Source organism: Polaromonas sp. P1_F8, from assembly GCF_056405635.1.
This window is the reverse complement of record NZ_JBFUBS010000001.1, coordinates 1,229,282-1,251,734: the sequence shown is the minus strand read 5'-3', so window position 1 is coordinate 1,251,734 and position 22,453 is coordinate 1,229,282. Positions and strand designations below refer to the sequence as shown.

25 protein-coding genes are annotated in these 22,453 nt (G+C 60.8%); 14 read left to right on the top strand and 11 right to left on the bottom strand.

Going from position 1 to position 22,453, the window contains the following annotated elements; translation table 11 throughout:
* Positions 1-4 precede the first annotated feature (4 nt).
* From AC1D1J_RS05920 to ntrC, 5 genes are all read left to right on the top strand, one after another.
* Complete coding sequence (locus AC1D1J_RS05920; protein WP_477694127.1) at positions 5-829, top strand: competence/damage-inducible protein A; 825 nt, start codon at positions 5-7, stop codon at positions 827-829.
* 239 nt (positions 830-1,068) lie between these two features.
* Positions 1,069-2,484, top strand: coding sequence for a type I glutamate--ammonia ligase (glnA, locus tag AC1D1J_RS05915; RefSeq protein WP_431097519.1), 1,416 nt, complete (start codon positions 1,069-1,071; stop codon positions 2,482-2,484).
* A 180-nt stretch (positions 2,485-2,664) separates the two neighbouring features.
* Complete coding sequence (locus tag AC1D1J_RS05910) at positions 2,665-3,195, top strand: hypothetical protein (RefSeq protein ID WP_477694126.1); 531 nt, start codon at positions 2,665-2,667, stop codon at positions 3,193-3,195.
* Positions 3,196-3,236: 41 nt separating this feature from the next.
* Positions 3,237-4,346 carry a nitrogen regulation protein NR(II) gene (gene glnL / locus AC1D1J_RS05905; protein ID WP_477667926.1) on the top strand — a complete coding sequence of 370 codons (1,110 nt, stop codon included), beginning with the start codon at positions 3,237-3,239 and terminating at the stop codon, positions 4,344-4,346.
* 94 nt (positions 4,347-4,440) lie between these two features.
* Entirely contained in the window at positions 4,441-5,964 is a 1,524-nt protein-coding gene (gene ntrC, locus AC1D1J_RS05900; protein ID WP_477694125.1) for a nitrogen regulation protein NR(I), read from the top strand.
* A 279-nt stretch (positions 5,965-6,243) separates the two neighbouring features.
* Here ntrC and xth read toward each other — a convergent pair whose 3' ends face one another.
* From xth to AC1D1J_RS05865, 7 genes are all read right to left on the bottom strand, one after another.
* Complete coding sequence (gene xth / locus AC1D1J_RS05895) at positions 6,244-7,020, bottom strand: exodeoxyribonuclease III (RefSeq protein WP_477694124.1); 777 nt, start codon at positions 7,018-7,020, stop codon at positions 6,244-6,246.
* 42 nt (positions 7,021-7,062) lie between these two features.
* A complete protein-coding gene (locus AC1D1J_RS05890) occupies positions 7,063-7,653 on the bottom strand; it encodes a DUF4337 domain-containing protein (protein ID WP_477685193.1) in 591 nt (196 codons plus the stop codon).
* Between the two features lie 56 nt (positions 7,654-7,709).
* Positions 7,710-8,192 (bottom strand): dihydrofolate reductase, encoded by a 483-nt coding sequence (locus AC1D1J_RS05885; protein WP_477694123.1) that lies wholly within the window; start codon positions 8,190-8,192, stop codon positions 7,710-7,712.
* A gap of 5 nt (positions 8,193-8,197) precedes the next feature.
* Complete coding sequence (locus AC1D1J_RS05880) at positions 8,198-10,087, bottom strand: M48 family metallopeptidase (RefSeq protein ID WP_477694122.1); 1,890 nt, start codon at positions 10,085-10,087, stop codon at positions 8,198-8,200.
* Positions 10,084-10,914 (bottom strand): thymidylate synthase, encoded by an 831-nt coding sequence (locus AC1D1J_RS05875; RefSeq protein WP_477685196.1) that lies wholly within the window; start codon positions 10,912-10,914, stop codon positions 10,084-10,086. Before AC1D1J_RS05875 ends, AC1D1J_RS05880 begins: the two co-directional genes overlap by 4 nt.
* 70 nt (positions 10,915-10,984) lie before the next feature.
* Positions 10,985-12,406, bottom strand: a complete 1,422-nt coding sequence (locus AC1D1J_RS05870) for an FAD-binding oxidoreductase (RefSeq protein ID WP_477694121.1) — start codon at positions 12,404-12,406, stop codon at positions 10,985-10,987.
* Positions 12,407-12,422: 16 nt separating this feature from the next.
* Complete coding sequence (locus AC1D1J_RS05865) at positions 12,423-12,815, bottom strand: DUF2069 domain-containing protein (RefSeq protein ID WP_477694475.1); 393 nt, start codon at positions 12,813-12,815, stop codon at positions 12,423-12,425.
* A gap of 58 nt (positions 12,816-12,873) precedes the next feature.
* Here AC1D1J_RS05865 and AC1D1J_RS05860 point away from each other — a divergent pair, with 58 nt between their 5' ends.
* The 4 genes from AC1D1J_RS05860 (at position 12,874) to AC1D1J_RS05845 (ending at position 15,227) form a co-directional block, all read left to right on the top strand.
* Positions 12,874-14,088, top strand: a complete 1,215-nt coding sequence (locus AC1D1J_RS05860) for a YihY family inner membrane protein (protein ID WP_477685198.1) — start codon at positions 12,874-12,876, stop codon at positions 14,086-14,088.
* A 149-nt stretch (positions 14,089-14,237) separates the two neighbouring features.
* Positions 14,238-14,474: a hypothetical protein gene (locus AC1D1J_RS05855; protein WP_477685199.1), complete on the top strand. Its 237-nt coding sequence runs from the start codon at positions 14,238-14,240 to the stop codon at positions 14,472-14,474.
* Between the two features lie 337 nt (positions 14,475-14,811).
* Positions 14,812-15,000 carry a DUF3606 domain-containing protein gene (locus tag AC1D1J_RS05850; protein WP_457280090.1) on the top strand — a complete coding sequence of 63 codons (189 nt, stop codon included), beginning with the start codon at positions 14,812-14,814 and terminating at the stop codon, positions 14,998-15,000.
* On the top strand, positions 14,997-15,227 hold the full coding sequence (locus tag AC1D1J_RS05845) for a hypothetical protein (protein ID WP_477685200.1): 231 nt from the start codon (positions 14,997-14,999) through the stop codon (positions 15,225-15,227). Before AC1D1J_RS05850 ends, AC1D1J_RS05845 begins: the two co-directional genes overlap by 4 nt.
* 45 nt (positions 15,228-15,272) lie before the next feature.
* On the opposite strand, the gene AC1D1J_RS05840 is transcribed toward AC1D1J_RS05845, so the two are convergent.
* Positions 15,273-15,641, bottom strand: coding sequence for an Mpo1-like protein (locus tag AC1D1J_RS05840; protein ID WP_477685201.1), 369 nt, complete (start codon positions 15,639-15,641; stop codon positions 15,273-15,275).
* Between the two features lie 159 nt (positions 15,642-15,800).
* Here AC1D1J_RS05840 and AC1D1J_RS05835 point away from each other — a divergent pair, with 159 nt between their 5' ends.
* The gene (locus AC1D1J_RS05835) at positions 15,801-16,181 is read left to right on the top strand and encodes a thioredoxin family protein (RefSeq protein ID WP_477694120.1); all 381 of its coding nucleotides are present in this window, start codon (positions 15,801-15,803) and stop codon (positions 16,179-16,181) included.
* On the opposite strand, the gene AC1D1J_RS05830 is transcribed toward AC1D1J_RS05835, so the two are convergent.
* The 3 genes from AC1D1J_RS05830 to AC1D1J_RS05820 are packed head-to-tail and all read right to left on the bottom strand — an operon-like array spanning position 16,174 to position 19,586.
* Positions 16,174-17,466, bottom strand: a complete 1,293-nt coding sequence (locus tag AC1D1J_RS05830) for a cytochrome P450 (protein WP_477694119.1) — start codon at positions 17,464-17,466, stop codon at positions 16,174-16,176. The genes AC1D1J_RS05835 and AC1D1J_RS05830 overlap by 8 nt on opposite strands.
* Positions 17,463-18,269 carry an alpha/beta fold hydrolase gene (locus AC1D1J_RS05825; RefSeq protein WP_477694118.1) on the bottom strand — a complete coding sequence of 269 codons (807 nt, stop codon included), beginning with the start codon at positions 18,267-18,269 and terminating at the stop codon, positions 17,463-17,465. Before AC1D1J_RS05825 ends, AC1D1J_RS05830 begins: the two co-directional genes overlap by 4 nt.
* Before the next feature lie 3 nt (positions 18,270-18,272).
* Positions 18,273-19,586 carry an O-acetylhomoserine aminocarboxypropyltransferase gene (locus AC1D1J_RS05820; protein ID WP_477694117.1) on the bottom strand — a complete coding sequence of 438 codons (1,314 nt, stop codon included), beginning with the start codon at positions 19,584-19,586 and terminating at the stop codon, positions 18,273-18,275.
* Positions 19,587-19,757: 171 nt separating this feature from the next.
* Here AC1D1J_RS05820 and AC1D1J_RS05815 point away from each other — a divergent pair, with 171 nt between their 5' ends.
* The 4 genes from AC1D1J_RS05815 (at position 19,758) to AC1D1J_RS05800 (ending at position 22,413) form a co-directional block, all read left to right on the top strand.
* Complete coding sequence (locus tag AC1D1J_RS05815) at positions 19,758-20,213, top strand: CBS domain-containing protein (protein WP_457280097.1); 456 nt, start codon at positions 19,758-19,760, stop codon at positions 20,211-20,213.
* Positions 20,214-20,354: 141 nt separating this feature from the next.
* On the top strand, positions 20,355-21,557 hold the full coding sequence (locus tag AC1D1J_RS05810; protein WP_477694116.1) for an MFS transporter: 1,203 nt from the start codon (positions 20,355-20,357) through the stop codon (positions 21,555-21,557).
* 164 nt (positions 21,558-21,721) lie between these two features.
* Positions 21,722-22,132 carry a DUF4259 domain-containing protein gene (locus tag AC1D1J_RS05805; protein WP_477694115.1) on the top strand — a complete coding sequence of 137 codons (411 nt, stop codon included), beginning with the start codon at positions 21,722-21,724 and terminating at the stop codon, positions 22,130-22,132.
* A gap of 14 nt (positions 22,133-22,146) precedes the next feature.
* Entirely contained in the window at positions 22,147-22,413 is a 267-nt protein-coding gene (locus tag AC1D1J_RS05800; RefSeq protein ID WP_477685208.1) for a hypothetical protein, read from the top strand.
* The last annotated feature ends 40 nt before the right edge of the window (positions 22,414-22,453 follow it).

Genomic DNA, 22,453 nt, shown 5'->3' with positions numbered 1-22,453 from the left:
GAACATGACCCCACAATTCGGCCTCATCATCGTCGGCGACGAAATCCTTTCCGGCAAACGTGCCGACAAGCACCTGCCCAAAGCCATCGAACTGCTGGGCGCGCGTGGCTTGCAGCTGGCCTATGCCGACTATGTGGGCGACGACCCTGCCCGCATCACGGCCACGCTGGCGCGCGCTTTTGCCGCCGCGCGTGAACATGGCGACGTGGTCTTTTCCTGCGGCGGTATAGGTGCCACTCCGGACGACCACACCCGGCAGTGCGCCGCCAGAGCGTTGGGCGTTGACCTTGCGCTGCATCCCACCGCCAAAACACTGATCCTCGAACGCATGGCAGATGTGGCCAAAGAGCAGGGCACGCCCTACGAGCCTGACCGGGACGACAACATCCATCGGTTGAACATGGGCGTGTTTCCGGTCGGCGCAGAGATCATTCCGAATCCGTACAACAAGATTCCGGGCTTTACCTGCCGGGCGGGGCAGGGGGCGGTCCACTTCGTTCCGGGCTTTCCTGTGATGGCTTGGCCGATGATCGAATGGGTGCTTGACAACGGCTATCCGCACTTGCACCAAAAGTCGGCTTACACCGAAAAATCAGTGATCATTTTTGGGTCCATGGAGGCCATGCTCACGCCCTTGATGCTCGATATTGAAGCGGCACATGCGGGTGTCAAAGTGTTCAGCCTGCCGAGCGTGGACCACCCTGAATATGGCCGGCATATTGAATTGGGAGTGAAAGGCGCCCCCGAAGCGGTGAGCCGCGCCTATCCCGACATGCTGGCGGGGCTGCACAAATTTGACCTGAAATTCGGCCCCGAATTGGTGCGTTAAATCAGAGCCCCAAATATGTGCGGTTTGTGATTTGCACCTAATTGGTGCATTTGTTACTGCCAGGTGTTTTTTGTATTTTCGGCTGTGCCAAGGCGGGAAGTGAAGCCAGATCACGGCACAATCAGCGGCACAATCCGGGGCTTGGCAGGAAACTCAACCGCCAATGTCTGTGGCACAAAAAGTGCATTCGACAGCCCGAATAGATTTTTCAACCACCCATCCAGCAACAGGAGATTTTGATGGCAAAGACCGTCGCAGACGTCATGAAAATGGTCAAGGAAAACGAAGTCAAGTTTGTTGACTTCCGTTTTACCGATACCCGGGGCAAAGAGCAGCACGTGACCGTGCCCGTGTCCCACTTTGACGAAGACAAATTCACGTCGGGCCATGCATTCGACGGCTCCTCAATTGCCGGCTGGAAGGGCATTGAAGCCTCTGACATGCAACTGATGCCTGACCCAAAAACGGCCAACATCGATCCGTTCTTTGAAGAAACCACGCTGTTCATGAGCTGCGACGTGCTCGAGCCCGCCGACGGCAAGGCCTATGACCGCGACCCGCGCTCCATCGCACAGCGCGCAGAGGCTTACCTCAAGGCTTCCGGCCTGGGCGACACCGCTTACTTCGGTCCTGAGCCAGAATTCTTCATCTTTGACGACGTGCGCTGGAACACCGACATGTCGGGCACCTTCTTCAAGATCGAAGAATACGAAGCACCCTGGAACTCCGGCGCCAAGCTCGAAGGCGGCAACCGCGGCCATCGTCCTACCGTGAAGGGTGGTTACTTCCCCGTGCCTCCTGTCGACAGCACACAAGACATGCGCGCCGAGATGGCCCTGATCCTCGAATCGCTGGGCATCCCCGTTGAAGTGTTCCATCACGAAGTGGCTGGCGCCGGCCAGAACGAAATCGGTACCCGTTTCAGCACGCTGGTTCAGCGCGCCGACTGGACCCAGGTCCTGAAATACGTGGTGCAGAACGTGGCCAACGCCTACGGAAAAACCGCCACCTTCATGCCCAAGCCTGTTGTCGGCGACAACGGCTCCGGCATGCACGTTCACCAGTCCATCTGGAAAGACGGCAAAAACCTGTTTGCCGGCGACGGCTATGCGGGCCTGTCTGATTTCGCCCTGTACTACATCGGTGGCATCATCAAGCACGCACGTGCCCTGAACGCCATCACCAACCCAGGCACCAACAGCTACAAGCGTCTGGTTCCCGGCTATGAGGCACCGGTCAAGCTGGCTTACTCGGCCAAAAACCGTTCGGCATCGATCCGCATTCCTTACGTTGCCAATCCAAAGGGCCGCCGTATCGAAGCACGTTTCCCCGATCCACTGATGAACCCTTACCTGGGCTTCTCGGCCCTGATGATGGCGGGTCTGGACGGCGTGGAAAACAAGATCCACCCGGGCGAAGCCGCCACCAAGGATCTGTACCATCTGCCGCCCGAAGAAGACGCAAAAGTGCCAACCGTGTGCCACAGCCTGGACCAGGCGCTGGACGCACTCGACGTGGGCCGCAGCTTCCTGACCAAGGGCGGAGTGTTCACCGACAGCATGATCGACGCCTATATTGAACTGAAGATGGGTGAAGTGACCCGCCTGCGCCAGGCGACCCACCCCATCGAATTCGAGATGTACTACTCCCTGTAATCAGGGAGCGAAAGCTCAACTGCCTACTGTTTACTTGTACAGTTTGTGGTCAAAAAGGGACGGCATATGCCGTCCTTTTTTATTGCCCCGGCAGGTTGTGGGTTTGCTGGCTTTGTATTTCGGCACCTTTGCCGCATACTGATAGACCGTCCTCGCCCTTCCTGGGCATCAGGAGTTCCTATGAAACACACCTTATTGCTTTCTACCTTGTCGTTGCTGCTGGCTGGCGCGGGGAATGCTGCATGGGCGCAGCAGATATACCGCTGCGCGGGCATCGGAGGCGCGGCCCCTGAATACATCAACAACGCCAAAGACGCCCAAACCCGGAGCTGCAAACTGCTGTCCGGCGGCAATGTGACGGTGATGCAGAGCACGCCGGTGCCCAAAGCCGCGGTTCGTGTGGCTGCGGCTGCAGGCTCCAGTGGCCCGCGCACCGATGGCAGCTCCGAACAGCGGGCCCGCGACAACGACTCGCGCGCCATTCTTGAGGCCGAATTGAAAAAGGCCGAAGCCAAGCTGGCCGAGCAGCAAAAAGAATTCAACAACGGTGAACCTGAAAAACAGGGCATTGAGGGCCGCAATTACCAGCGCTACCTGGACCGCGTGGCCGAGCTCAAGGACAGCATCGCCCGCAATCAAAGCGACATTGCCGGCCTGAAGCGCGAAATCTCCCGGCTGCCTGCCCCGGCCTCAGCGGCTATCGTCAATTAAACCAAGGCGATAAGCCGCGACAAGCCGGCTTCTGGAGGAAAATGGATGGCTTGAACAAGCCCTCCATCCGCGTCGCTTTATCGTCCGTCCCGGTCAAAGGACTTCCCCCGCGCTTTCAGGCGTTTGACCTGCTGGCCACGCTGGTGGCTGTGGTGCGCACCAACGGCACCGTGGTGTTTGCCAATGCCGCGCTGGAAGACGCACTGGGCACCTCGCGGCGGACCATTGAAGGCTCGCAGCTCCCCGATTGCTTTACCGAGCCGCTCATTTTGCAAAATGCGCTGGAGGGCGCGGGCAGCAATGAATTTGCCGCCCTGCGTTACGACGCGTGGCTCAGGCGCCTGAACCACGAACCGCTGCCCGTGCATGTGGTGGTGGCGCAGACCGACACCCCGGGTGAGGCGATTGTGGAGCTGCTGCCGCTGGAGCAGCAAGCCAAGCAGGAGCGCGAAGAACGCCTGATCGACCAGGCGCAGGCCAACAAGGAGTTGATCCGCAACCTGGCCCACGAGATCAAAAACCCGCTGGGCGGTATTCGCGGCGCTGCGCAGCTGCTGCAGATGGAAATCGGCAAGGACCTGACCGAGTACACCCAGGTCATCATCCATGAGGCAGACCGCCTGCAGACGCTGGTAGATCGCCTGCTGGCCCCGCACCGCCGCCCGCACCTGGTGGGCGATGTCAATATTCACGAAGTGTGTGAGCGCGTCCGCTCCTTGATCCTGGCGGAGTTCCCAAAAGGTTTGAGGGTTACGCGCGACTACGACATCTCGATTCCTGATTTCCGCGGAGACCGTGAACAGCTCATTCAGGCGGTGCTGAACATCGCGCACAACGCCGCGCAGGCTTTGGCGGAACGGGTGGCAGCGGGCAATGCGCACATCACTTTCAGGACAAGAATCGCCAGGCAGGTAACTTTTGGCAAGCAGCGCTATCGCTTGGCATTGGAATTGCATGTTATCGACAATGGACCGGGTGTGCCGGACTCCATCAAAGACCGCATCTTCTATCCGCTGGTATCCGGGCGGGAAGGTGGTTCGGGGCTGGGGCTGACATTGGCGCAAACCTTTGTCCAGCAACACCACGGTTTGATTGAGTGCGACAGTGTGCCGGGCCGTACAGATTTCAAGCTGCTTATACCGCTGCCTTGAAATGTGTTCTCAGCCATGATTGATACATAACGCGATCGTGCAGAGGGTTCCAGAAAGCCCTGCATTGAAAGCACGAAAAAAGGGACTGCACTACATGAAACCGATCTGGATCGTTGATGATGACCAGTCCATCCGGTTTGTTCTGGAAAAGGCCCTGCTCCGCGAGGACCTTCCTACGCGCAGTTTCACCAATCCCCGCGAAGTTCTTGCCGCACTGGAAAGCGCGACGGAGGATGAAGGGCCGCAAATTCTTGTGAGCGACATACGCATGCCGGGCGGCTCTGGTCTGGATCTGCTCGAAAAGGTCAAGGAAAAACTCCCCGGCCTGCCGGTCATCATCATGACCGCATTCTCCGACCTCGACAGCGCCGTGTCTGCCTTCCAGGGCGGCGCCTTCGAATACCTGCCCAAGCCGTTTGACCTGCCAAAGGCGGTAGAACTCATTCGCCGTGCAGTGGAAGAAAGCCAGCGCGAAGAGGTGGCTGAAGAGCGCATGGCCTCCGCGCCCGAAATGCTCGGCCAGGCGCCAGCCATGCAGGACGTGTTCCGCGCCATTGGGCGCTTGAGTCAGAGCATGGTGACCGTGATGATCACCGGTGAGTCAGGCTCGGGCAAAGAGCTGGTGGCGCGTGCGCTGCACAAGCATTCGCCGCGCGCCAATGGGCCCTTTGTGGCCATCAATACCGCGGCCATCCCCAAGGATTTGTTGGAAAGCGAACTGTTCGGTCATGAGCGCGGCGCGTTCACCGGCGCGCAGACCATGCGGCGCGGCCGCTTTGAACAAGCTGAGGGCGGTACGCTCTTTCTCGATGAAATCGGCGACATGCCGTTTGACTTGCAGACGCGCCTTTTGCGTGTGCTGAGTGACGGCCATTTCTACCGCGTCGGCGGGCACAACGCCGTCAAGGCCAATGTGCGCGTGATCGCTGCCACTCACCAGGACCTGGAGCAACGCGTCAAGGAGGGCGGCTTCCGCGAAGATCTGTTCCACCGACTCAATGTGATCCGCCTGCGCCTGCCCGCACTGCGTGAGCGGCGCGAAGACGTCTTCATGCTGACACGCCACTTCCTGCAGCAAAGCGCCAAGCAGCTTGGTGTAGAGCCCAAGCGGATTTCCGACCTGGCACTGCAGCAGCTCAGCAACTTTGGTTTCCCCGGCAATGTGCGCCAGCTCGAAAACATTTGCCACTGGCTCACCGTCATGGCGCCGGCGCAGGTGATTGAGCCCAAGGATCTTCCACCCGAAGTGCTGGGCGTTATCCCTGAGTCGGGCAAAACCCAGGCGCTGGCCGAGAAAGCGGGTGCTGCCAAAGTAGAGTGGACAGCAGGCACCGGCGCCGAAAAAGCGCCTGCCAGCCATGTGGCTGAAGCTGCCGTGCTGGTGCCGTCAGGCCCTGGCCTTGAGCAAAGCTGGGAAAGTGGTCTTGAAGCAGAAGCCCTGGCATTGCTGGCGACCGGTCGTAGTGACGTGTGGGATGTGCTGACCCGGCGCTTTGAATCCAAACTGATCCAGACCGCACTGGTCAATACACGCGGGCGCCGCATTGAGGCCGCTCAAAAGTTAGGCATAGGCCGCAACACCATCACGCGCAAGATCCAGGAGCTCAATCTGGAGTGAATGTGGCCCCCACGGTCGCTCACTTCGTGTAGCTCCCTGCCCCCCGAGGGGGCCGCCCGCCTGCGGTCTGGCAAAGCCAGTCCCGCGGCTCATGCTGGCTTTAAGAGTTCAGTGCGTAAGCAGTGAGGGCTGGTATTCACCAGTGGGCAGCCGCGGAACCGGCTTTGCCGGGCCGCAGGCGTCGCCCCCTTGAGGGGGGAACAAGCTACACGCAGTGAGCTTGGACAGGGGTGCATCACTTTTGGGGGAACGGGCTACACGCAGTGAGCCTGGACGGGGTTAGCTCAATTCCAGGGTCACCGGCGCGTGGTCGCTGGGCTTTTCCCATTTGCGGGGCACGCGGTCTATGGTGCAGCCTTTGACTTGCGGCTTCAGGGCGTCGCTGACCAGGATGTGGTCGATGCGCAGGCCGCGGTTCTTCTGGTAGCCCAGCATGCGGTAGTCCCACCACGAAAAGCTTTTGAGCGGCTGCTCGAACATGCGGAAACTGTCGGTCAGGCCCAGCGCCACCAGCTGGCGGAAATGTTCACGCTCTTCCTTCGTGTGGTGAATGGTGTCGCGCAAGCCCTCCGGGTCGAACGAGTCCTGGTCTTCGGGTGCGATGTTGAAGTCACCCAGTAGCACCAGTTGTGGGTGGGCTGCCATCTCCGCGCGCACATAAGCCTGCAGACCTCCCAGCCAGCGCATCTTGTAGGCGAACTTTTCGCTGCCGGGCTCCTGCCCATTGACGAAATAGCCGTTCAGCACGCGGATGGGTCCCGCAGGGCCATCCACCGTGGCGGCAATGACGCGTGAATGCTCGTCTTCAAAGCCGACGATGTTTTTCACCACGTCGCGCAGCGGCGTGCGCGACAGGATGGCCACGCCGTTGTAGGTTTTCTGGCCAAAAGCAACGGCTTCATAGCCGGCGGCCTTGAGCGCCTCCAGCGGGAACTTGTCGTCCGTCATCTTGAGCTCTTGCAGGCACAGCACGTCGACAGGATTGGCCGCGAGCCAGTTCAGCACATGCGCAAGCCGCGCAGTGAGGGAGTTCACGTTCCAGGTGGCAATTTTCATGATTTAGTGCTCCAGCCCAATAAGGACGTGCGCAAGTAGCTATCAAATATGTAGCAAGGCAAATACGCCGATGACCAGCCCCACACCGGCCACGACGAACATGCCGTATTCAAGCCACTTCTTGCGGGTCAGCAGCGCGATGGCCGCCAGGGCAATGGCGACCTGCAGCACGGTGGTGGCCTGCGCCCATCGGTGGTGCTGGTGCATCTGCTCATCGGACGATTTGTCCCAGGTGGTGGCTTCGGCTTCGAGCTTCTCCGCGCCGACCTTGATCTCGTTTTTTTCTTTTTCGTAGCGGTCTATCTTGCCCTGGTAGCCGGCTTTTTTATCCTCAGGCGCCAGGTCGCGGGCGAGTTCGGCCAGCGACTGCTTGGTGCTTTTCGACTGGAAGTAATTCCACTGATTGGAGGCCTCGGTCTTCTTGATGGCCGCATTGTTTTTGTAGAGGCCCGCATTAGCCTGCGTGGCGCCGCCCATGTAGGCAAAGATGGCGCCTATGGTGGCAATGATGGCCGTGATGACTGCGATCTGCGCAATCATGCCGCTGTTGTCGTGGCCGCCGTGGCCACCTTGAGCCGCATGCTCGAGCTCATGGTCGTGGGGCCCGTGTACGTGAAATCCGCCTCCTGACATATCTTTTCCTAGTGTGTTGTTATGCGTTGTGGTGTGTGTTGCGATGGGAGCAGGGCCTATTTTCGGTAGGTGATGAAGCTGAACTTCATCCCGTTGGCCGACACGTGGTCTTCACGCGCGGCCTCCCGCCATTCGGGCCCCAGTGTCGGCGCATAGGCGTCGCCTTCAATCGTTTCGGCAATCTCGGTGACTTCAATGCGATCTGCCAGCGGCATCGCCTGCGCGTAAATCTGCGCGCCGCCCAGGATCCACACCTCGGCTGAAGATGCGCACAGCGCCAGCGCGTCGGCCAGGCTCGCGGCCGTTTCGGCGCCAGTGTCTTTCCAGTCAGGCTGCCGCGTGATGACGATGTTGGTGCGGCCGGGCAGCGGGCGGAATTTCACCGGCAATGAATCCCAGGTCTTGCGGCCCATGATGACCGGCCAGCCGGTGGTCAGGCGCTTTAAGCGCGCCATGTCTTCCGGCAGGCGCCAGGGGATGGTGTTGTCGCGGCCAATCACGCCGTTGGCGGCGCGGGCGAAGATCATGTGGATTTTCATGGTGTTCAGAGGGAATCGATCCGGATGATATCCAGATTCAGGGGCCTGGCCGGCGCGATGATCGCGCTGCCGGGAACTGCTTGCAGTTGCTTGAGCAGGCGTGGATTGAGCGCCTCGGAGGTATAGACAGTGTGCACCATCGCCAGTTGGTCGGGCGGTGTGACGGCCTGAAGGTAGTCCTGGTAACGCGAGCGAAGCGCGTCTTCGCCAAGGCCGGTTGTGTGGGCTTGCTCATGGTCAATCCGCACCACGAGGATATTCACGGTATGAGACAGGCCTGCCGCGTCGGGCAGGTCCAGCTGCACGGCCCAGCAGCCGTCGGTCAGTGATTCACCCGCCAGCACCTCCGCCAGAAGCGGCGCCGCACCGGGTGCGATGGCGCGTACAGGGCGGCACAGGAGGGCCTCCCACAACTGCTCGTACAGCGGCGTCAGCCTCCTGTGCGTGTAGCGGCGGCGTATGACGGCTTCACGTGCGGCCTTCGGGTCGCCATGCGATGCGAGATAGCCGCAAATAACGTTCTGCGCCCCGAGGGCGATGCGTTTGTCCAGCCGGATCGATTGCCGCAATTCCTCGACGCCGGCGTTGTCGCCTCTTTCGAGCAACGCCAGGCCGAAGTAGAACCGGGCCATGGCCATTTCGGGATGGCGGGCGGCCGCTGCAGACAGCAGGGCCAGGCTTGAGTCGTCGCTCTGCAACTGCTCTTGCACAATCGCCGTCGCCAGTTCGGTCTGGGCGGGCGTTTGTTCGGAGAAGAGCACATGCACCCCACCGGCCACCAGCCACCGCATCCGCAGGTGGTCGAAGCGCCAGTCGGCCTGCGTGTTTTTCTGCCAATCCTCATTGCAGGCCGACAAAACCCGGGCCCATTCCTTGCCGAGAAGCATGTCTCCGGCGCAGGGCGAGCTTTCAACCGGCGGCGGCTCGACCTGCAGGCCGAGCGCCGCCGCACGTTCATGCAGCGGCGGGTGGGTGTCTTGCGCACGCCGTGGGCGGCTGGCTCCCTCCGCGAGCGCCTGCGGCATGAAGCTGCCATGGGCCTCGACAAGATCGGATATCAGCCCCCAGAAGTTGCCGGGCGCTTGCGCCGATTGCATGCGCAGGTTGCTCAATTGCGTGGGCAGTTTCCGGGCCAGAAGAAAAGAAATAAATTCCAGCCTGGCAAGAGCGTCGGTGAAGTGGCGCGCTGAGGAAGTCCGCGCTGCGACGGCGTCGGCCTCGAATTCACACTGACGGGACCAGCTGGATGATCGCGAGACAAAGTAGGGAACAAACCAGGACGCGATGGCCTTCAGCCCCCCATCCACGAAGCTGTCGTTGCCTTGCATGTGAAGGTAGTGGTCCCATTTGGCCCGCACCCTGTAGATCCAGTGACCCAGACGCCCGTGGTTGCGGGAAAAGTGCCCCAGCTCGTGCGCGATGACGGCTTTCACTTCGTCCTTGTTCAGCATCTTCAGCAAGGGGACACCCAGTATGAGAGTGCGGCGGCTGCCAAACAACGACAGGAAGCCGCCGGTTTGATAAGCCGCCGCGTTCAGTTCGTTGTCCAGCACGATGCGGTGGATGCGCGGCGCCGCGGCGCTGGTACACAAGCCGTCCACCATCTCAAAGAGTGCGGGTGCTTCTTCACGGCGAATGGTGTGCCGGCCAACCGTGCCGGGCGAGGGCTGGACCAGCCACCACAGGAAGAGAAAGGCCGCGAGGCCAAACACCGCGGCAAAACCGGGTCCCCAAATGGCGGCCTGAAGCATCACGAAGGGCGCGATCGGCAAGATGACCACCGTCACAAAGATCAGCTCCGAGGCCAGAGCCAGCAGTGTGAGTGAAAACCGTTGCCGCGAATTGAACGTGGAAGCCGGCGCTGCGGAGGGAGCGCCTGCCTGCACGGATGTCACACCGCTACCGGCGCCTTGATGGCGTCGTGATGCTGATACTCGAGAAACTCAAAATCTTCAAACTGATAGTCAAAGATCGATTCGGGTTTGCGCTTGATCTGCAGCGTGGGGTAGGCAAAAGGCTTGCGGCTCAGCTGCAGCGCCACCTGCTCATGGTGATTGCTGTAGATGTGGCAGTCGCCACCGGTCCAGATGAAATCACCCACACCCAGGCCGCATTGCTGCGCCACCATGTGGGTGAGGAGAGCGTAGCTGGCAATGTTGAAAGGCACGCCCAGGAAAATGTCAGCGCTGCGCTGGTAGAGCTGGCAACTCAGGTTGCCGGGCTGACCCTGGACTTCAGATGGCGCCACATAGAACTGGAAAAACGCATGGCAGGGCATGAGCGCCATCTTGGAGAGGTCGGCCACGTTCCAGGCGCTCACGATGATGCGGCGCGAATCAGGGTTGGTCTTCAGCGTCTTGATGACTTCGCTGATCTGGTCGATGTGGCCGCCATCCGGCGTCGGCCAGCTGCGCCATTGCACGCCATAGACCGGGCCCAGGTCACCGTCTTCGCGCGCCCATTCGTCCCAGATCGTGACGCCGCGTTCCTTGAGCCAGTTGTTGTCGCTTGAGCCCTGCAAAAACCACAAGAGCTCATGCACGATGGATTTGAGGTGAACCTTTTTGGTGGTCACCAGCGGAAAGCCCTCATTCAGGTCAAAGCGCATCTGGTAGCCAAACACGCTTTTCGTGCCGGTGCCGGTGCGGTCGGCCTTGAAGGCGCCGTGGGTGTCCACATGGCGCATGAAATCTTCGTATTGGGAGCGGATGGGGCGGGTCATTTACAACCAGTCGGCTTGGGGTCAGGAGGGGGGCGGGGGCCGGCGGGGCGGCGTGCGGCCAAAGGTTTAATTATGCCTTTAGCACCCGTCCCGGGTTCATCAGGTTATGAGGGTCCAGGCCCTGTTTGATGGCGCGCATCATGTCCAGTGCCACGGGTGATTTGTGCTTGGGCAGCGTATCAACCTTGAGGCTGCCGACGCCGTGCTCGGCCGATATCGAGCCCCGGTAGCGGTCCACCGCTTCGTAGACCAGGGCATTCATGGGCGTCTCCTGCTCGTTCAGGAAACGTGCCTGGTCTTCATTCTCCGGCGCCTGCACGTTGTAGTGCAGGTTGCCGTCGCCCAGGTGGCCGTAGACGACCATGCGCGCGCCGGGAAAACGCGCGAGCAGCAGGGCATTGGTTTCAGTCACGAATTCGGGGATGCGCGACACGTTGATCGAGATGTCGTGTTTGATGTTCAGGCCCTCTTCGGCCTGCGCCATCGGGATGCTTTCACGGATGTGCCACAGTGCGTGCGCCTGCGCCATGCTCTCGGCGACGACTGCGTCGGCCACGCAGCCGGCCTCCATGGCGGCCTCGAGCAGTCGCTCGAAGCATTCACGCGCATGGGTTTCCGATTCGTTGTCCGAGTTCTCCAGAACCACGCACCAGGCGTGCTCTTGCCAGAAAGGCACGCGTTGTTGCGGGAAGTGCCTGGCCACCAGGCCCAGTGCGAACTGGCCCATGACTTCGAAACCGGTCAGGCCGGAGCCCAGGTGCTCATGCGCCAGGCCCAGCAGCTGTACGGCGGCCTCAAGCGACGGCACGGCCGCAAAGGCGGTGAGCTGGGATTTGGGCATGGGATACAGCTTCATGATGGCGCCGGTGATCACGCCCAGCGTGCCTTCGCTGCCGATGAACAGGTGGCGCAGGTCGTAGCCGGTGTTGTCTTTTCGCAGGCCAGAGAGGCCGTCCCAGATTTCGCCCTGCGCGTTGACGACTTCCAGGCCCAAGCAGAGGTCGCGCGTATTGCCGTAGCGCACGACCTGGGTGCCGCCGGCGTTGGTGCCGAGGTTGCCGCCAATGGTGCAGCTTCCTTCCGAGGCCAGGCTCAAGGGAAACAGGAAACCGGCTTTTTCGCAGGCTTCCTGCAGGTTTTGCAGCACGCAGCCGGCATCGACCGTGATGGTCAGGTTGCCGGCGTCCAGCGTGCGCACCTTGTTCATGCGTGTCAGGCTGAGCACGACCTGCGTGCCGGTGTCGTCGGGTGTCGACCCTACCACCATGCCGGTATTGCCGCCTTGCGGCACGATGCTCACGCGTGCTGCGGCGCAGGCTTTCACCACGGCCGCGACTTCAGGCGTGGAGCCAGGACGCACCACGGCCAGGGCCTTGCCGGTTTCGCGCCTGCGCCAGTCCTGTACCCAGGGCGTCAGGTCGCCATCAATCAGGACATTGGGTGCGCCGACGATCTGGCGCAGGGACTCAATCAGTTGGGTGTGTGTGCTCACGATGTTCGGCTTCAGGTTAAGGGGTTGATGGATTTGAGGCGCTGGAAGCGGTGGAGGCGTTTTTCAGCCGCACCCGCACATGCATCGCGCAGGCGACAAACAGCGTGAGGCACAGCAGTACCTCGATGAAGGCCAGGTAGTTGCCGGGGGTGCGGTCGCTCCAGGCCCGCACCACGCCTTCGGTGAAATAAAGCCACACCAGCAGGCTGACCCAGCGGTAGGTGTACATGCGGTTTTTCATGATGCCGGCCAGCGGGATGCACAGCGGCAGCACTTTGAGCGCCAGTAATGAGCCGCCCGGGCGTATGGGCGCCAGCCACATTTCCCAGGCCAGGCCCAGGACGATAAGGCCCAGCAGACTGGCCAGCGCGAGCCGGCGGGTGATGTCAATTTGCGTTGTTTTGTTCATGGTCATGGGAACCCGCTGGACCGTCAACACGTCCAAGGTCAGTGGCATGATACCGGGGATGAAATTTCAGCAATATCTGGAGGACCTCTTGGGCAACCTGTCGCGCTTTCCGTGGCGCGGCACAGCGCTCACGCTGCGCGACCGGTTCCGCGAAGATCACATGGGCCTGACCGCCAGCAGCCTGACCTTCACCACGTCGATCGCGCTGGTGCCGTTTTTTACGGTGGCGCTGGCCATTTTTACGGCCTTCCCGATGTTCTCGAAGTTGCAGGGTGCCCTGCAGGCCTGGCTGATCCAGAGCCTGATCCCCGACAACATTGCCCGCCAGGTGCTGGGTTACCTGACGCAGTTCAGCCGCCAGGCCAACAAGCTGGGCATCGCGGGCCTGGCCGTGCTGCTGGTTACCGCCATCGCGCTTATTTTGACGATCGACCGCACGCTCAACGGTATCTGGCGCGTCAAGAAGGCGCGGCCACTGACGCAGCGTGTGCTCATTTATTGGGCTGCCATTACCCTGGGGCCGCTGCTGCTGGCGGCCAGCCTGGCGGTCACCTCTTATGTGCTGTCCGCCTCGGGCGGCCTGGTGGGCGCCTTGCCGGTCAGCCTGCGTTTTCTGCTCAGCGTCCTGCAGTTTTTCCTGGTGGCAGGGGGCATGGCAGCGATGTACCGCTATGTACCCAATACCTACGTGAAGTGGTCGCATGCCTGGGTAGGGGGCCTGTTTGTGGCTGCGGGCATTGAGGTGGCCAAACGCGTGCTGAGCCTGTATCTGGGCGCCGTGCCGACCTATTCGCTGGTGTATGGCGCGTTCGCTACCTTGCCCATCCTCCTTGTATGGATTTATGTGTCCTGGGTCATCGTACTGATGGGCGCTGTGATTGCCGCGTACCTGCCCAGTCTCCTGGCCGGAGTGGCCCGTCGCGGCAGCGCACATGGCTGGCATTTCCAGCTGGCCATTGAAGTGCTCCAGCAGTTGCACCGGGCACTGGCTACCCCGCGCAAGGGCGTCAGCGCTTCGCAGCTGGCCGAGCTGCTTCAGGTGGACGGGCTGCAGCTGGAGCCGGTACTGGAAACACTGGTTGCCCTGGACTGGGTAGGCCAGCTCAATGAAGCCGAGGGCGAGGTAGAAGCCCGTTACTTGCTGCTGGCCGATCCAGACGCCACGCCGCTGGAGCCGCTGATACAGCAACTTCTGCTGGACAAAGCCGAAGCGGTCCAGGGCCTCTGGGAAAAAGCCCGGTGGCCGGCCATACGGCTGCGCGACGCGCTGTAAACCGCCAACTCCGACCCGCCAACCCCCGCACATCGGCAGGTTTCGAGGCTAGTCCATCCGGACTAAAAACCAATCACGGCTTAGGGATATTTGTGCCTGCCGGCGTGCTGTAACAAAATCTGTTTTTTTGATTTTTTCACGCACTGACAATGCCATCAAAAACACCAGCCAGGGAAAAATTGGACGGCGCCATCGCGCATGAACGGCAGGCGCACCAGGAAGCCAGGCAGATCTACGAAGAGTTGACTGCAAAAATGTGGGCCTATCAGACCGGCCAGGGCCCGGCGCCCACCAATAAAGACTTCGAAATGTGGAGTCAGGCCGTGGAGCAGCGTGTCAAGGTCAAGCAGTTGGGCATCCGGGTAGACGGCGAGTCCAGCCCTTAATTTTTTGCGTTGCGCCTTCGCGGCGGTTCAGGCGCACACCCGCGTCAATCTGGCCTTTGACGTGGCCTCCTTGCGATTCGGCAGGCTCTGCCTTCAGCCCAAACGCCGTGCCGGGAAGCAGGTTTGAGCCTGTTTTCCAGCCAGATTGCCTGATCCTGCAACAGCCGTTCGGGTGACGTAAGCCTTGTAAGAATTTTCATGCTGCACCGCACAAATTTTCGCCCGTTAGGCCTTCAGGCGCGCGGGAGGAATTCTTACAAGACCATCTTTATGCTTACGCCACGATTCTCTCCATCTGCTGCAATCCCCTCAATTGACAACCAAGCTGGAGAGAACTGTGACATCACCATCGAACCTGATCGCCGACCCGGCCCTGACAAACGAGCCCATCAACATCAACGAGGAAGCCTCCCTGAAATACTGGGTCAGCGCACTCGATTGCAGTGAGCTTGAACTGCGTGTTGCCGTAGCGGAAGTAGGCCCAGCCGCCAAAGACGTGAGCACTGAGCTCGGGCGGTCTTTATGAGTGCCGCTGTTCCCGATGCGCCCGGGCCGCTGGCGGTGCGGGTGAAGGAGCCGTCAGCAGGTCTTTTTTACTGGGTGGTCACGCAGCTGTCTGCGCAGGAGCATATGGCGGACCTGCGCATTGAAGGCTCCGACCACCCGTATCCCACGCATGAAGCGGCGTTGCAGGCAGGTGCTGCATGCCTCAAGGCGTTAAAAACTGGCCCTTTGCAGTCACTGGACTCCTGATACAGCCCGTTAAGGGTTTGGGGACTGCAACGTGGAAAACAGGGTTCAGCTGCTTTTGCTGCGCCGCAAGGCCCGGACCCACATGTCGCGGTACATGACCCAGTCTCCCATGAAGCTGTAGAGCGGCCGTTTGAACGAGGCGGGCCGGTTCTTCTCGAACCCAAAATGCCCGATCCATGCAAAGCCGTAGCCGCACAGCAAGCCTGCCAGCAGCCACCACGGGTTGCGGGTGGCCAGCAGTGCCGCCAGGCAGAGCAGCGTGAGGCTTGAGCCTGCAAAGTGCAGGCGGCGGCAGATCGGGTTGCGATGCTCGCCCAGGTAGAAGGGGTAAAAATCCGCGAAAGACGCAAAGCTGCGGGGATCAACGGGTGTCGTGACGCCGGTTTCGGCCGCATCGGGGCTGATGGCATTCATGGGTTTGTCTCCTGCGCCGGATATCCGGGGGTGCTCCTCATTTTGCGACGCTGGCCATAATAGTCAATCCATGGCCGCCCAGCCTCGTCACACCCTTTCCGCGCTTCTGCCTGCATGCCAACCGATTTACTTCCAGAAACTCCCCATGATGAGCTGCCTGTGACGACGCCCCACGCGCGCTGGGTGATTTGCCTCTGCGCGGACTGGTGCGGCCTTTGCCGCGACTACGGCGTCGTCTTCTCGGAAATGGCCTTGCGCTATCCGGAAAGCCGGTTTGTCTGGCTGGACATTGAAGACGAAGCCGAGCTGGTCGGAGACCTGGAAGTGGAAACCTTTCCCACGCTGCTGATTACCGATGCGGACGGCACGCACTTTCTGGGCCCTTTGACGCCGCACGCGCAAACCCTTGCACGCTTACTGGATTCGCTGGAGCACACCGACATCAAGGCAGTGCCTCATTTGCCATCCACGCAGGCACTGTTGCGGGCGCTGGAAACGGCGCCGCAGCATCTTGTGGGCGCGCAACGCCAGGTCAGGTAGCCGTCGTTGAAAACGGCGCCTTCAGAAAACCCCTGAAGCGCGCACGGCCGCCACGTGTGGGGCTGGCGGTCAGGCGGTAGCGCGGAAAACGCTGCAGAAAGCGGCCAATGGCAACGCGGCCTTCAAGCCGGGCCAGGCTGAGTCCGGCGCATTGGTGAATGCCGTAGCCGAAAGCCAAGTGGCGGTTGTCCTGGCGTGCCAGGTCCAGCGTTTCCGGGTGCGTAAACTGCGCCGGGTCGCGGTTTGCGGCCCCAATGCACAGTGTCAGCAATGCGCCTTCCGGCAAGTCCACACCGCCCACTTGGCAGGCCTTGAGCGCACGACGGTTGCCCAGCTGATTGGATGACTCAAAACGCAAAAATTCATCGATTTCAACAGCCAAATCGGCCTGCATCCCTTTATCTACGGGCGCTAGCAGCTCCAGTTTTGATAGCAGTTGCTGCTTTGCCTGCGGCCATTCCTGCAGCAGCACCAGCGCGTTGCCGATGAGATTCGTCGTGGTTTCGTGGCCGGCGTTGAGGATGAACACGCAGTTTTGCAGCAACTCGGTTTCGCTGAGCCTTTCACCCGACACTTCTTCGCCGATCAGCCGTGTCAGCACATCGTGTTCCGGGTCACCCGGGTGTTTGCGCCGGTCGGCCACCAGGTCCTTGAGGTAGCCGGTGAAGTCCCGCACGCTACTGTTGCCCAAGGCATCCTGTTCGGGCGTCAATTTGGGCTCCAGAGCGCCGAGTATGGCCAGCGACCAGGCGCGAAGCGGCGCCCGGTCGGCATGCGGCACGCCCAGCAGGTTGCCGATGATCTCCACCGGGATCGCCGAAGCGAAATCCTCAATCAAATCACCGCCGCCCCGGCTTTCGATCACGTCCAGCAAGCCATCGACCAGCGTGATGAGACCAGGCTCCATGTCGGCGATGGCGCGCCGCGTGAGAGCGCCCATGATCAGTTTGCGAACGCGCGTGTGAAGCGGCGGGTCGTTGAACACCAGGCTGGTGGTGTGGTGTTCAAACAGGGCCGAGCCCGCTCCGTACTTGGGCTCGAACTCCACTTTCTTGTCCGAGCTGAAGGTCTGCGCGTCGCGGTACACCGCCACCAGGTCGGCATAACGCGTGAAGAACCAGGAACCGTCCGGCATGCGCTTGACAGGTTCGGTTTCTCGCAGCACTGCATAAACCGGATAGGGGTTGGCGTAAAAATCCGGCGGCAGCGCCCGCAGGTCGAAGCTGGCGGCGATTTCCAGCGCACGCTGCTGCGTCATCGGTGGCGTGGCCATCGGCACGCTCATGGCTTGATGAAATTCTTCAGCGCAAACAAGACCCCTTCGGGTGCCTCGGTCATCATCTGGTGGCCGGCCTGCAGCATCACCGTCCTGGCGTTTTTGGCTTTGGCCTGCAGCGGCGCCGCCATTTTGGGCAAGGTCATGGAATCGTTCTTGCCCAGGATGAACAGCACCGGGCACTGCACTTTTTCGATGGCTGCTTCACCGCCGGTGTAGTCGTCGCAGGCCTTGAAGCCGCGGTGGAACAGGTTGACTTTGGTATTGCTGGCCAGCACCCGCTTCATGAGCGCCTTCGACCCTCCATACAGCCAGGTGCCCGGGCCCAGCGACGAAGGCGGCGGCGCCAGCATGGAATGCGAGAAGGTGTTGACCATGTCGATGGCCTTCATCGGCTGGTTCAATGCGCTGTCCAGTAGCGCCGGGGAAACTTTCATGGGGGAGGCGGTGCCCAGCAACGCAAGGCGCGTCACCCTTTGCGGTGCAGTGGACGCCGCGTGCAGCGCCGTGAGGGAGCCGAAGCTGTGGCCCACCAGTGCGGCGGTTTTGATGCCGGCCGCATCGAGCAACGCGATGATGAACCCGGCAGCCTCTTCGACCGACTGCGGCGGCTCGCCTTCGCTTTTGCAGTGGCCCGGCAAGTCCGGCGCCAGCACGTTGAAGCCGTGGTGCGCGAAGTAGCGGGTCTGCAAAATCCAGATGCTGTGGTCGTTGAGTACGCCATGAACAAACACGACAGTGGGTTTGGCCGCATCAAAAGGTTTGCCGCCGGTGTAGCAATACGTTTTATGGCCGTTGACGTCGAGGTACATGCTTCAGGCCCCCGCTTTCATGGCGGCTTTTTCTGCCGCCTTGAGGGCGCGTTTGAGGTCGTCCAGCAGGTCGTCCGGGTCTTCCAGTCCAATCGACAGGCGAATCGTTCCCTGCGTGATGCCGCCGGCCGCCAGCGCTTCGTCGCTCATGCGGAAATGCGTGGTGCTGGCGGGGTGGATCACCAGGCTGCGGCAGTCGCCCACGTTGGCCAGGTGGCTGAAGACTTTCAGCGCCTCGATGAAGGCCTTGCCCTGTTCGCGGTTGCCCTTGATGTCGAAGCTGAACACCGAGCCGGCGCCGCGCGGCAGCAGCTTTTTGGCCAGTGCATGGCTGGGGTGCGACTCGAGCATGGGGTGGCCCACGCGTGAAACCAGCGGGTGGCTGGCAAGAAACTGCACCACCTTTTCGGTGTTGCCCATGTGCCGCGCCATACGAAGCGGCAGGGTTTCAATGCCTTGCAAGATCAGCCAGGCCGTGTGCGGGCTCATGCAGGCGCCGAAGTCGCGCAGGCCCTCACGCCGCGCGCGCAGCAGGAAGGCGCCCACGGTGCTTTCCTCGCTGAACACCATGTTGTGAAAGCCTTCGTAGGCCTTGGTCAGTTCGGCAAATTTTCCGGATTTTTCCCAGTCAAAACTGCCGCCATCCACCACCACGCCGCCAATGACCGTGCCGTGGCCGCTCAGGAACTTGGTGGCCGAGTGGTAGACCAGGTCGGCGCCGTGTTCAAAGGGCTTGATGAGCCAGGGCGAGGTGAGGGTGGAGTCCACCAGCAGCGGCACGCCGGCATCATGGGCCATGCTCGACACGGCTTCGATGTCCAGCACATCGAGGCCCGGGTTGCCCACGGTTTCGCCGAAGAAAAGTTTGGTGTTGGGCCGTACAGCGGCGCGCCAGCCGTCCAGGTCACCGGGCTTGACGAAGGAGGTGTCAATGCCGAAACGACGCAAGGTGTAGTGCAGCAGGTTCTGGCTGCCGCCGTAAAGCGCGGTGCTGGCGACGATGTGCGAGCCGGCGCCCATCAAGGTGGCAATTGCCAGGTGCAGTGCCGCCTGCCCGCTGGACGTGGCGATCGCGCCTATGCCGCCTTCCAGAGCCGACACGCGCTGCTCCAGCACCGCGTTGGTCGGGTTGCTGATGCGCGAATAGACGTGGCCTGCGCGTTCGAGGTTAAAGAGGCTGGCCGCGTGGTCGCTGGATTCGAAGACAAAAGAAGTCGTCAGGTGAATCGGCACGGCACGCGCGCCGGTGGTGGGGTCGGGCGCGGCACCGGCGTGCAACGCCAGGGTGTCGAAGCCGGGGTCTGAGTAACCGGGCATGGGTTTGTCTCCAGTCAGAAAAAAGTGGCGGTGCGCCGGGCAATCGCAGGAGCCCGAACAGATTCTTGCAACCTGCCGTTTGATTGTGGGCTATATTTAAACTGAATTCCCTGTTGCCGCGCTGTGGTGGGACAATGAGGGCCGGCAAGCAGCACAACCGAGGAGATGGCCATGAAGGTTCTAGACATACTGCGCGTGAAGGGCAACACGCTTTACACCGTCCAGCCTGACGAACCCCTTGCCAAGGCGGCGCAGATCATGGCCGAAAAAGACATCGGCTCACTGGTCGTCATGGAGCACGGCGACCTGGTCGGCATGCTGACATTTCGCGAAGTGATTGTCTGCATCGTCAAAAACGGCGGCGAGATCGGCAGCACGCTGGTGCGCACTGCCATGGACGACCACCCACTCACCTGCACGTCGGAGACCGAACTCGACGAAGTCCGCCGCATGATGCTGGAACGCCACGCGCGTTACATGCCTGTGATGAACCAGAAAGTCATGATGGGCGTCATCAGCCTTTACGACGTGGCCAAGGCCGTGGTGGACAGCCAGAACTTCGAAAACAAGATGCTCAAGGCCTATATCCGCGACTGGCCGGAAGAAGACGGCGCCGACCGCAGCTGAACACAAGGGGTACGGACCTGATGGCGTTCTTTGCGTAAAAGATGCCGCCTGCCCAATCAGCCCAATCAGGAAGAGCGCAAGGCGCTATCAAAATAATAGCCAGATACGCAAGGCATCTGGCCTGCTTTGCGAGGCAAGGCGATGGGAGCAGGAGTGCGCGACAACGCCAACAACGCCAACGGCCAGCTGTTTTATAGCTCCTTGTTCCTTTCCAGGCTTGCCGACCAGATACTGCTGTTCCTGGTTCCTCTGGTGGTTTTCGAAACCACAGGAAGTGTGGCCTGGTCCGGTATCGCCTTCACGGTAGAAACGCTCCCCCGTTTCCTGGCTTTTCCCGTGTGCGGCGCGCTGTGCGACCGGGTTTCGCCCCTCAAGCTTTTGCGCATCAGCCAGCTCTACCGCGCGCTCGTGTGCATCGGCGGGGCGGCCGCTTTTCAGTGGCTGGGCGGCATTGGCTGGTTGATTGCCCTTTCCGCGGTCTGCGGTGTGCTGACCACCCAGGGATTGATGGCCCGCGAGGTCATGCTGCCGCAAATTTTCCGTCAGCACCGCTTTGAGAAAGTGCTGGCCCATGCGCAGATTGCCGACCAGCTTGGCATGGTTCTGGGCCCCGTGCTGGCGTCGCTGTTGCTGCGCTGGATGCCGTGGCCCGCGGTGGTGGCTGCCACCGCGGCGCTTTTTTTGCTGGCCGATGGCGCCGTGACCTTGTGGCACCGGAAGAACCCGGTTGAGCTGGCCGCGCCCGAATCTGCCCCCGACCATTGGCTGCTGCCCATCCGCACCGCGTTTTCGCAGGTGCTGCACCTGCCGGGCCTGAAAAAAGTGATTGCGCTGGCGGCCGGCGTTAACCTGGTCATTGGCGTGACGCTCGCTACTTCGGCCGCGATGGTGACCGGGCTGCTGCAGCGCTCTGCGGGCGATTACGCGTTGCTGCAAACGGCCGGCGCTATTGCCACCGTCATCATCCTGCTGTTCATCGCCCGCACCGTACTGCCCTTGCGAACCCTGGGCCTGGTGTCATACAGCGTGATGTTGGCCGGCGGCTTGCTGACGGGGCTGGCCGGCAGCTTCTGGGTGTATACCGCCGGTTTCTTGCTGGTGATCGGCTTCGACAAGATGTTCAACGTCTACATCCGCAGCCTGCGGCAGAAGATCATTCCACCGGGAGACCTTGGCAAGACTACTGGCGTGATCGTGATGCTCAACAATTTGTCGCAGCCGCTGGCAGGCATGCTGGTGGGGGTGTTTGCGGGGGTGATGGAGGGGCGTGGGGTGATTTTGGGATTGGTCGGGGTGATGGGTTTGATTGGGGTTGGGGTGGCACGGATGAGGCCGGCGCAGTGAGCTTTTGGCGTGAGGTGAGAACCTTCGCTGCGCTTAGACTCTCTCAGCTTTGGAATTGACGTGCTCCTGCGCCATTGGCATGGGTTCGTCCCTTTCGGTGAGACATCTAACAGGCGACGCCCTTGGCCGCCTGCCGTTCAACGCTAAGACTTAAGGAGTTCTGTATGGGTGCTTGGGCAATTGACGCGCTGGGTAATGACGATGCATGCGATTGGGCCTACGGCCTTGATGAATGCCGTGATCTCTCACTCGTTGAGGAAACGCTGAACAAAGCGCTTTCAGACGGATTGGAGTACCTGGAATCTCCAGATGCTTGCGAGGCTCTCGCGGCAATCGAAGTCATCGCAAGGCTCCAGGGTAATTGGGGAGTGAAGAACTCTTACAGTGAGTCAATCGATATCTGGGTCGAAAAAATCAGACTCATTCCGAGTAGCGCACTGGTAGAAAAGGCTCACAAGGTTATCGAACGAATCCTGGCGGATGGTTCTGAATTGAAGGAGCTTTGGGAAGATTCGGACGAGTTTGATGCGTGGAAGGCATCGATAAAAGACCTTGCTGACCGCGTGCAAATATAGACGCGAAATCCTTGATGAATGCCTACGAAGAACTCCGGCGAAGATTGGAGTCAAAAGGTGTCGGGATGAGTGCGCTCCGAATCAACGACACGCCGTCTGATAACACTTACTGCATCCTCAACCATGGCGATGCGATTGAAACTTTTTACTTTGAGCGTGGAGGGAAGTTCGAGCGGAGAGCGTTCACGGAAGATGCAACTGCGACGGCAATTGCACATTTTGAGGAATGGGTTCTGGCAGATCAATCGATCCGCAGAGATTGGGATGGTGTCGTCCGATAAGGCTCGAGTCCTGAAGGATAGGTCAACTGATTGCTATTAA

Coding starts and splice junctions, on each gene's coding strand:
- AC1D1J_RS05920 (WP_477694127.1), top strand. CDS start 5: ATGACCCCACAATTCGGCCTCATCATCGTCGGCGACGAAATCCTTTCC.
- glnA (WP_431097519.1), top strand. CDS start 1,069: ATGGCAAAGACCGTCGCAGACGTCATGAAAATGGTCAAGGAAAACGAA.
- AC1D1J_RS05910 (WP_477694126.1), top strand. CDS start 2,665: ATGAAACACACCTTATTGCTTTCTACCTTGTCGTTGCTGCTGGCTGGC.
- glnL (WP_477667926.1), top strand. CDS start 3,237: ATGGATGGCTTGAACAAGCCCTCCATCCGCGTCGCTTTATCGTCCGTC.
- ntrC (WP_477694125.1), top strand. CDS start 4,441: ATGAAACCGATCTGGATCGTTGATGATGACCAGTCCATCCGGTTTGTT.
- xth (WP_477694124.1), bottom strand. CDS start 7,020: ATGAAAATTGCCACCTGGAACGTGAACTCCCTCACTGCGCGGCTTGCG.
- AC1D1J_RS05890 (WP_477685193.1), bottom strand. CDS start 7,653: ATGTCAGGAGGCGGATTTCACGTACACGGGCCCCACGACCATGAGCTC.
- AC1D1J_RS05885 (WP_477694123.1), bottom strand. CDS start 8,192: ATGAAAATCCACATGATCTTCGCCCGCGCCGCCAACGGCGTGATTGGC.
- AC1D1J_RS05875 (WP_477685196.1), bottom strand. CDS start 10,914: ATGACCCGCCCCATCCGCTCCCAATACGAAGATTTCATGCGCCATGTG.
- AC1D1J_RS05865 (WP_477694475.1), bottom strand. CDS start 12,815: ATGAACAAAACAACGCAAATTGACATCACCCGCCGGCTCGCGCTGGCC.
- AC1D1J_RS05860 (WP_477685198.1), top strand. CDS start 12,874: ATGAAATTTCAGCAATATCTGGAGGACCTCTTGGGCAACCTGTCGCGC.
- AC1D1J_RS05855 (WP_477685199.1), top strand. CDS start 14,238: ATGCCATCAAAAACACCAGCCAGGGAAAAATTGGACGGCGCCATCGCG.
- AC1D1J_RS05845 (WP_477685200.1), top strand. CDS start 14,997: ATGAGTGCCGCTGTTCCCGATGCGCCCGGGCCGCTGGCGGTGCGGGTG.
- AC1D1J_RS05840 (WP_477685201.1), bottom strand. CDS start 15,641: ATGAATGCCATCAGCCCCGATGCGGCCGAAACCGGCGTCACGACACCC.
- AC1D1J_RS05830 (WP_477694119.1), bottom strand. CDS start 17,466: ATGAGCGTGCCGATGGCCACGCCACCGATGACGCAGCAGCGTGCGCTG.
- AC1D1J_RS05825 (WP_477694118.1), bottom strand. CDS start 18,269: ATGTACCTCGACGTCAACGGCCATAAAACGTATTGCTACACCGGCGGC.
- AC1D1J_RS05820 (WP_477694117.1), bottom strand. CDS start 19,586: ATGCCCGGTTACTCAGACCCCGGCTTCGACACCCTGGCGTTGCACGCC.
- AC1D1J_RS05815 (WP_457280097.1), top strand. CDS start 19,758: ATGAAGGTTCTAGACATACTGCGCGTGAAGGGCAACACGCTTTACACC.
- AC1D1J_RS05810 (WP_477694116.1), top strand. CDS start 20,355: ATGGGAGCAGGAGTGCGCGACAACGCCAACAACGCCAACGGCCAGCTG.
- AC1D1J_RS05805 (WP_477694115.1), top strand. CDS start 21,722: ATGGGTGCTTGGGCAATTGACGCGCTGGGTAATGACGATGCATGCGAT.
- AC1D1J_RS05800 (WP_477685208.1), top strand. CDS start 22,147: ATGAATGCCTACGAAGAACTCCGGCGAAGATTGGAGTCAAAAGGTGTC.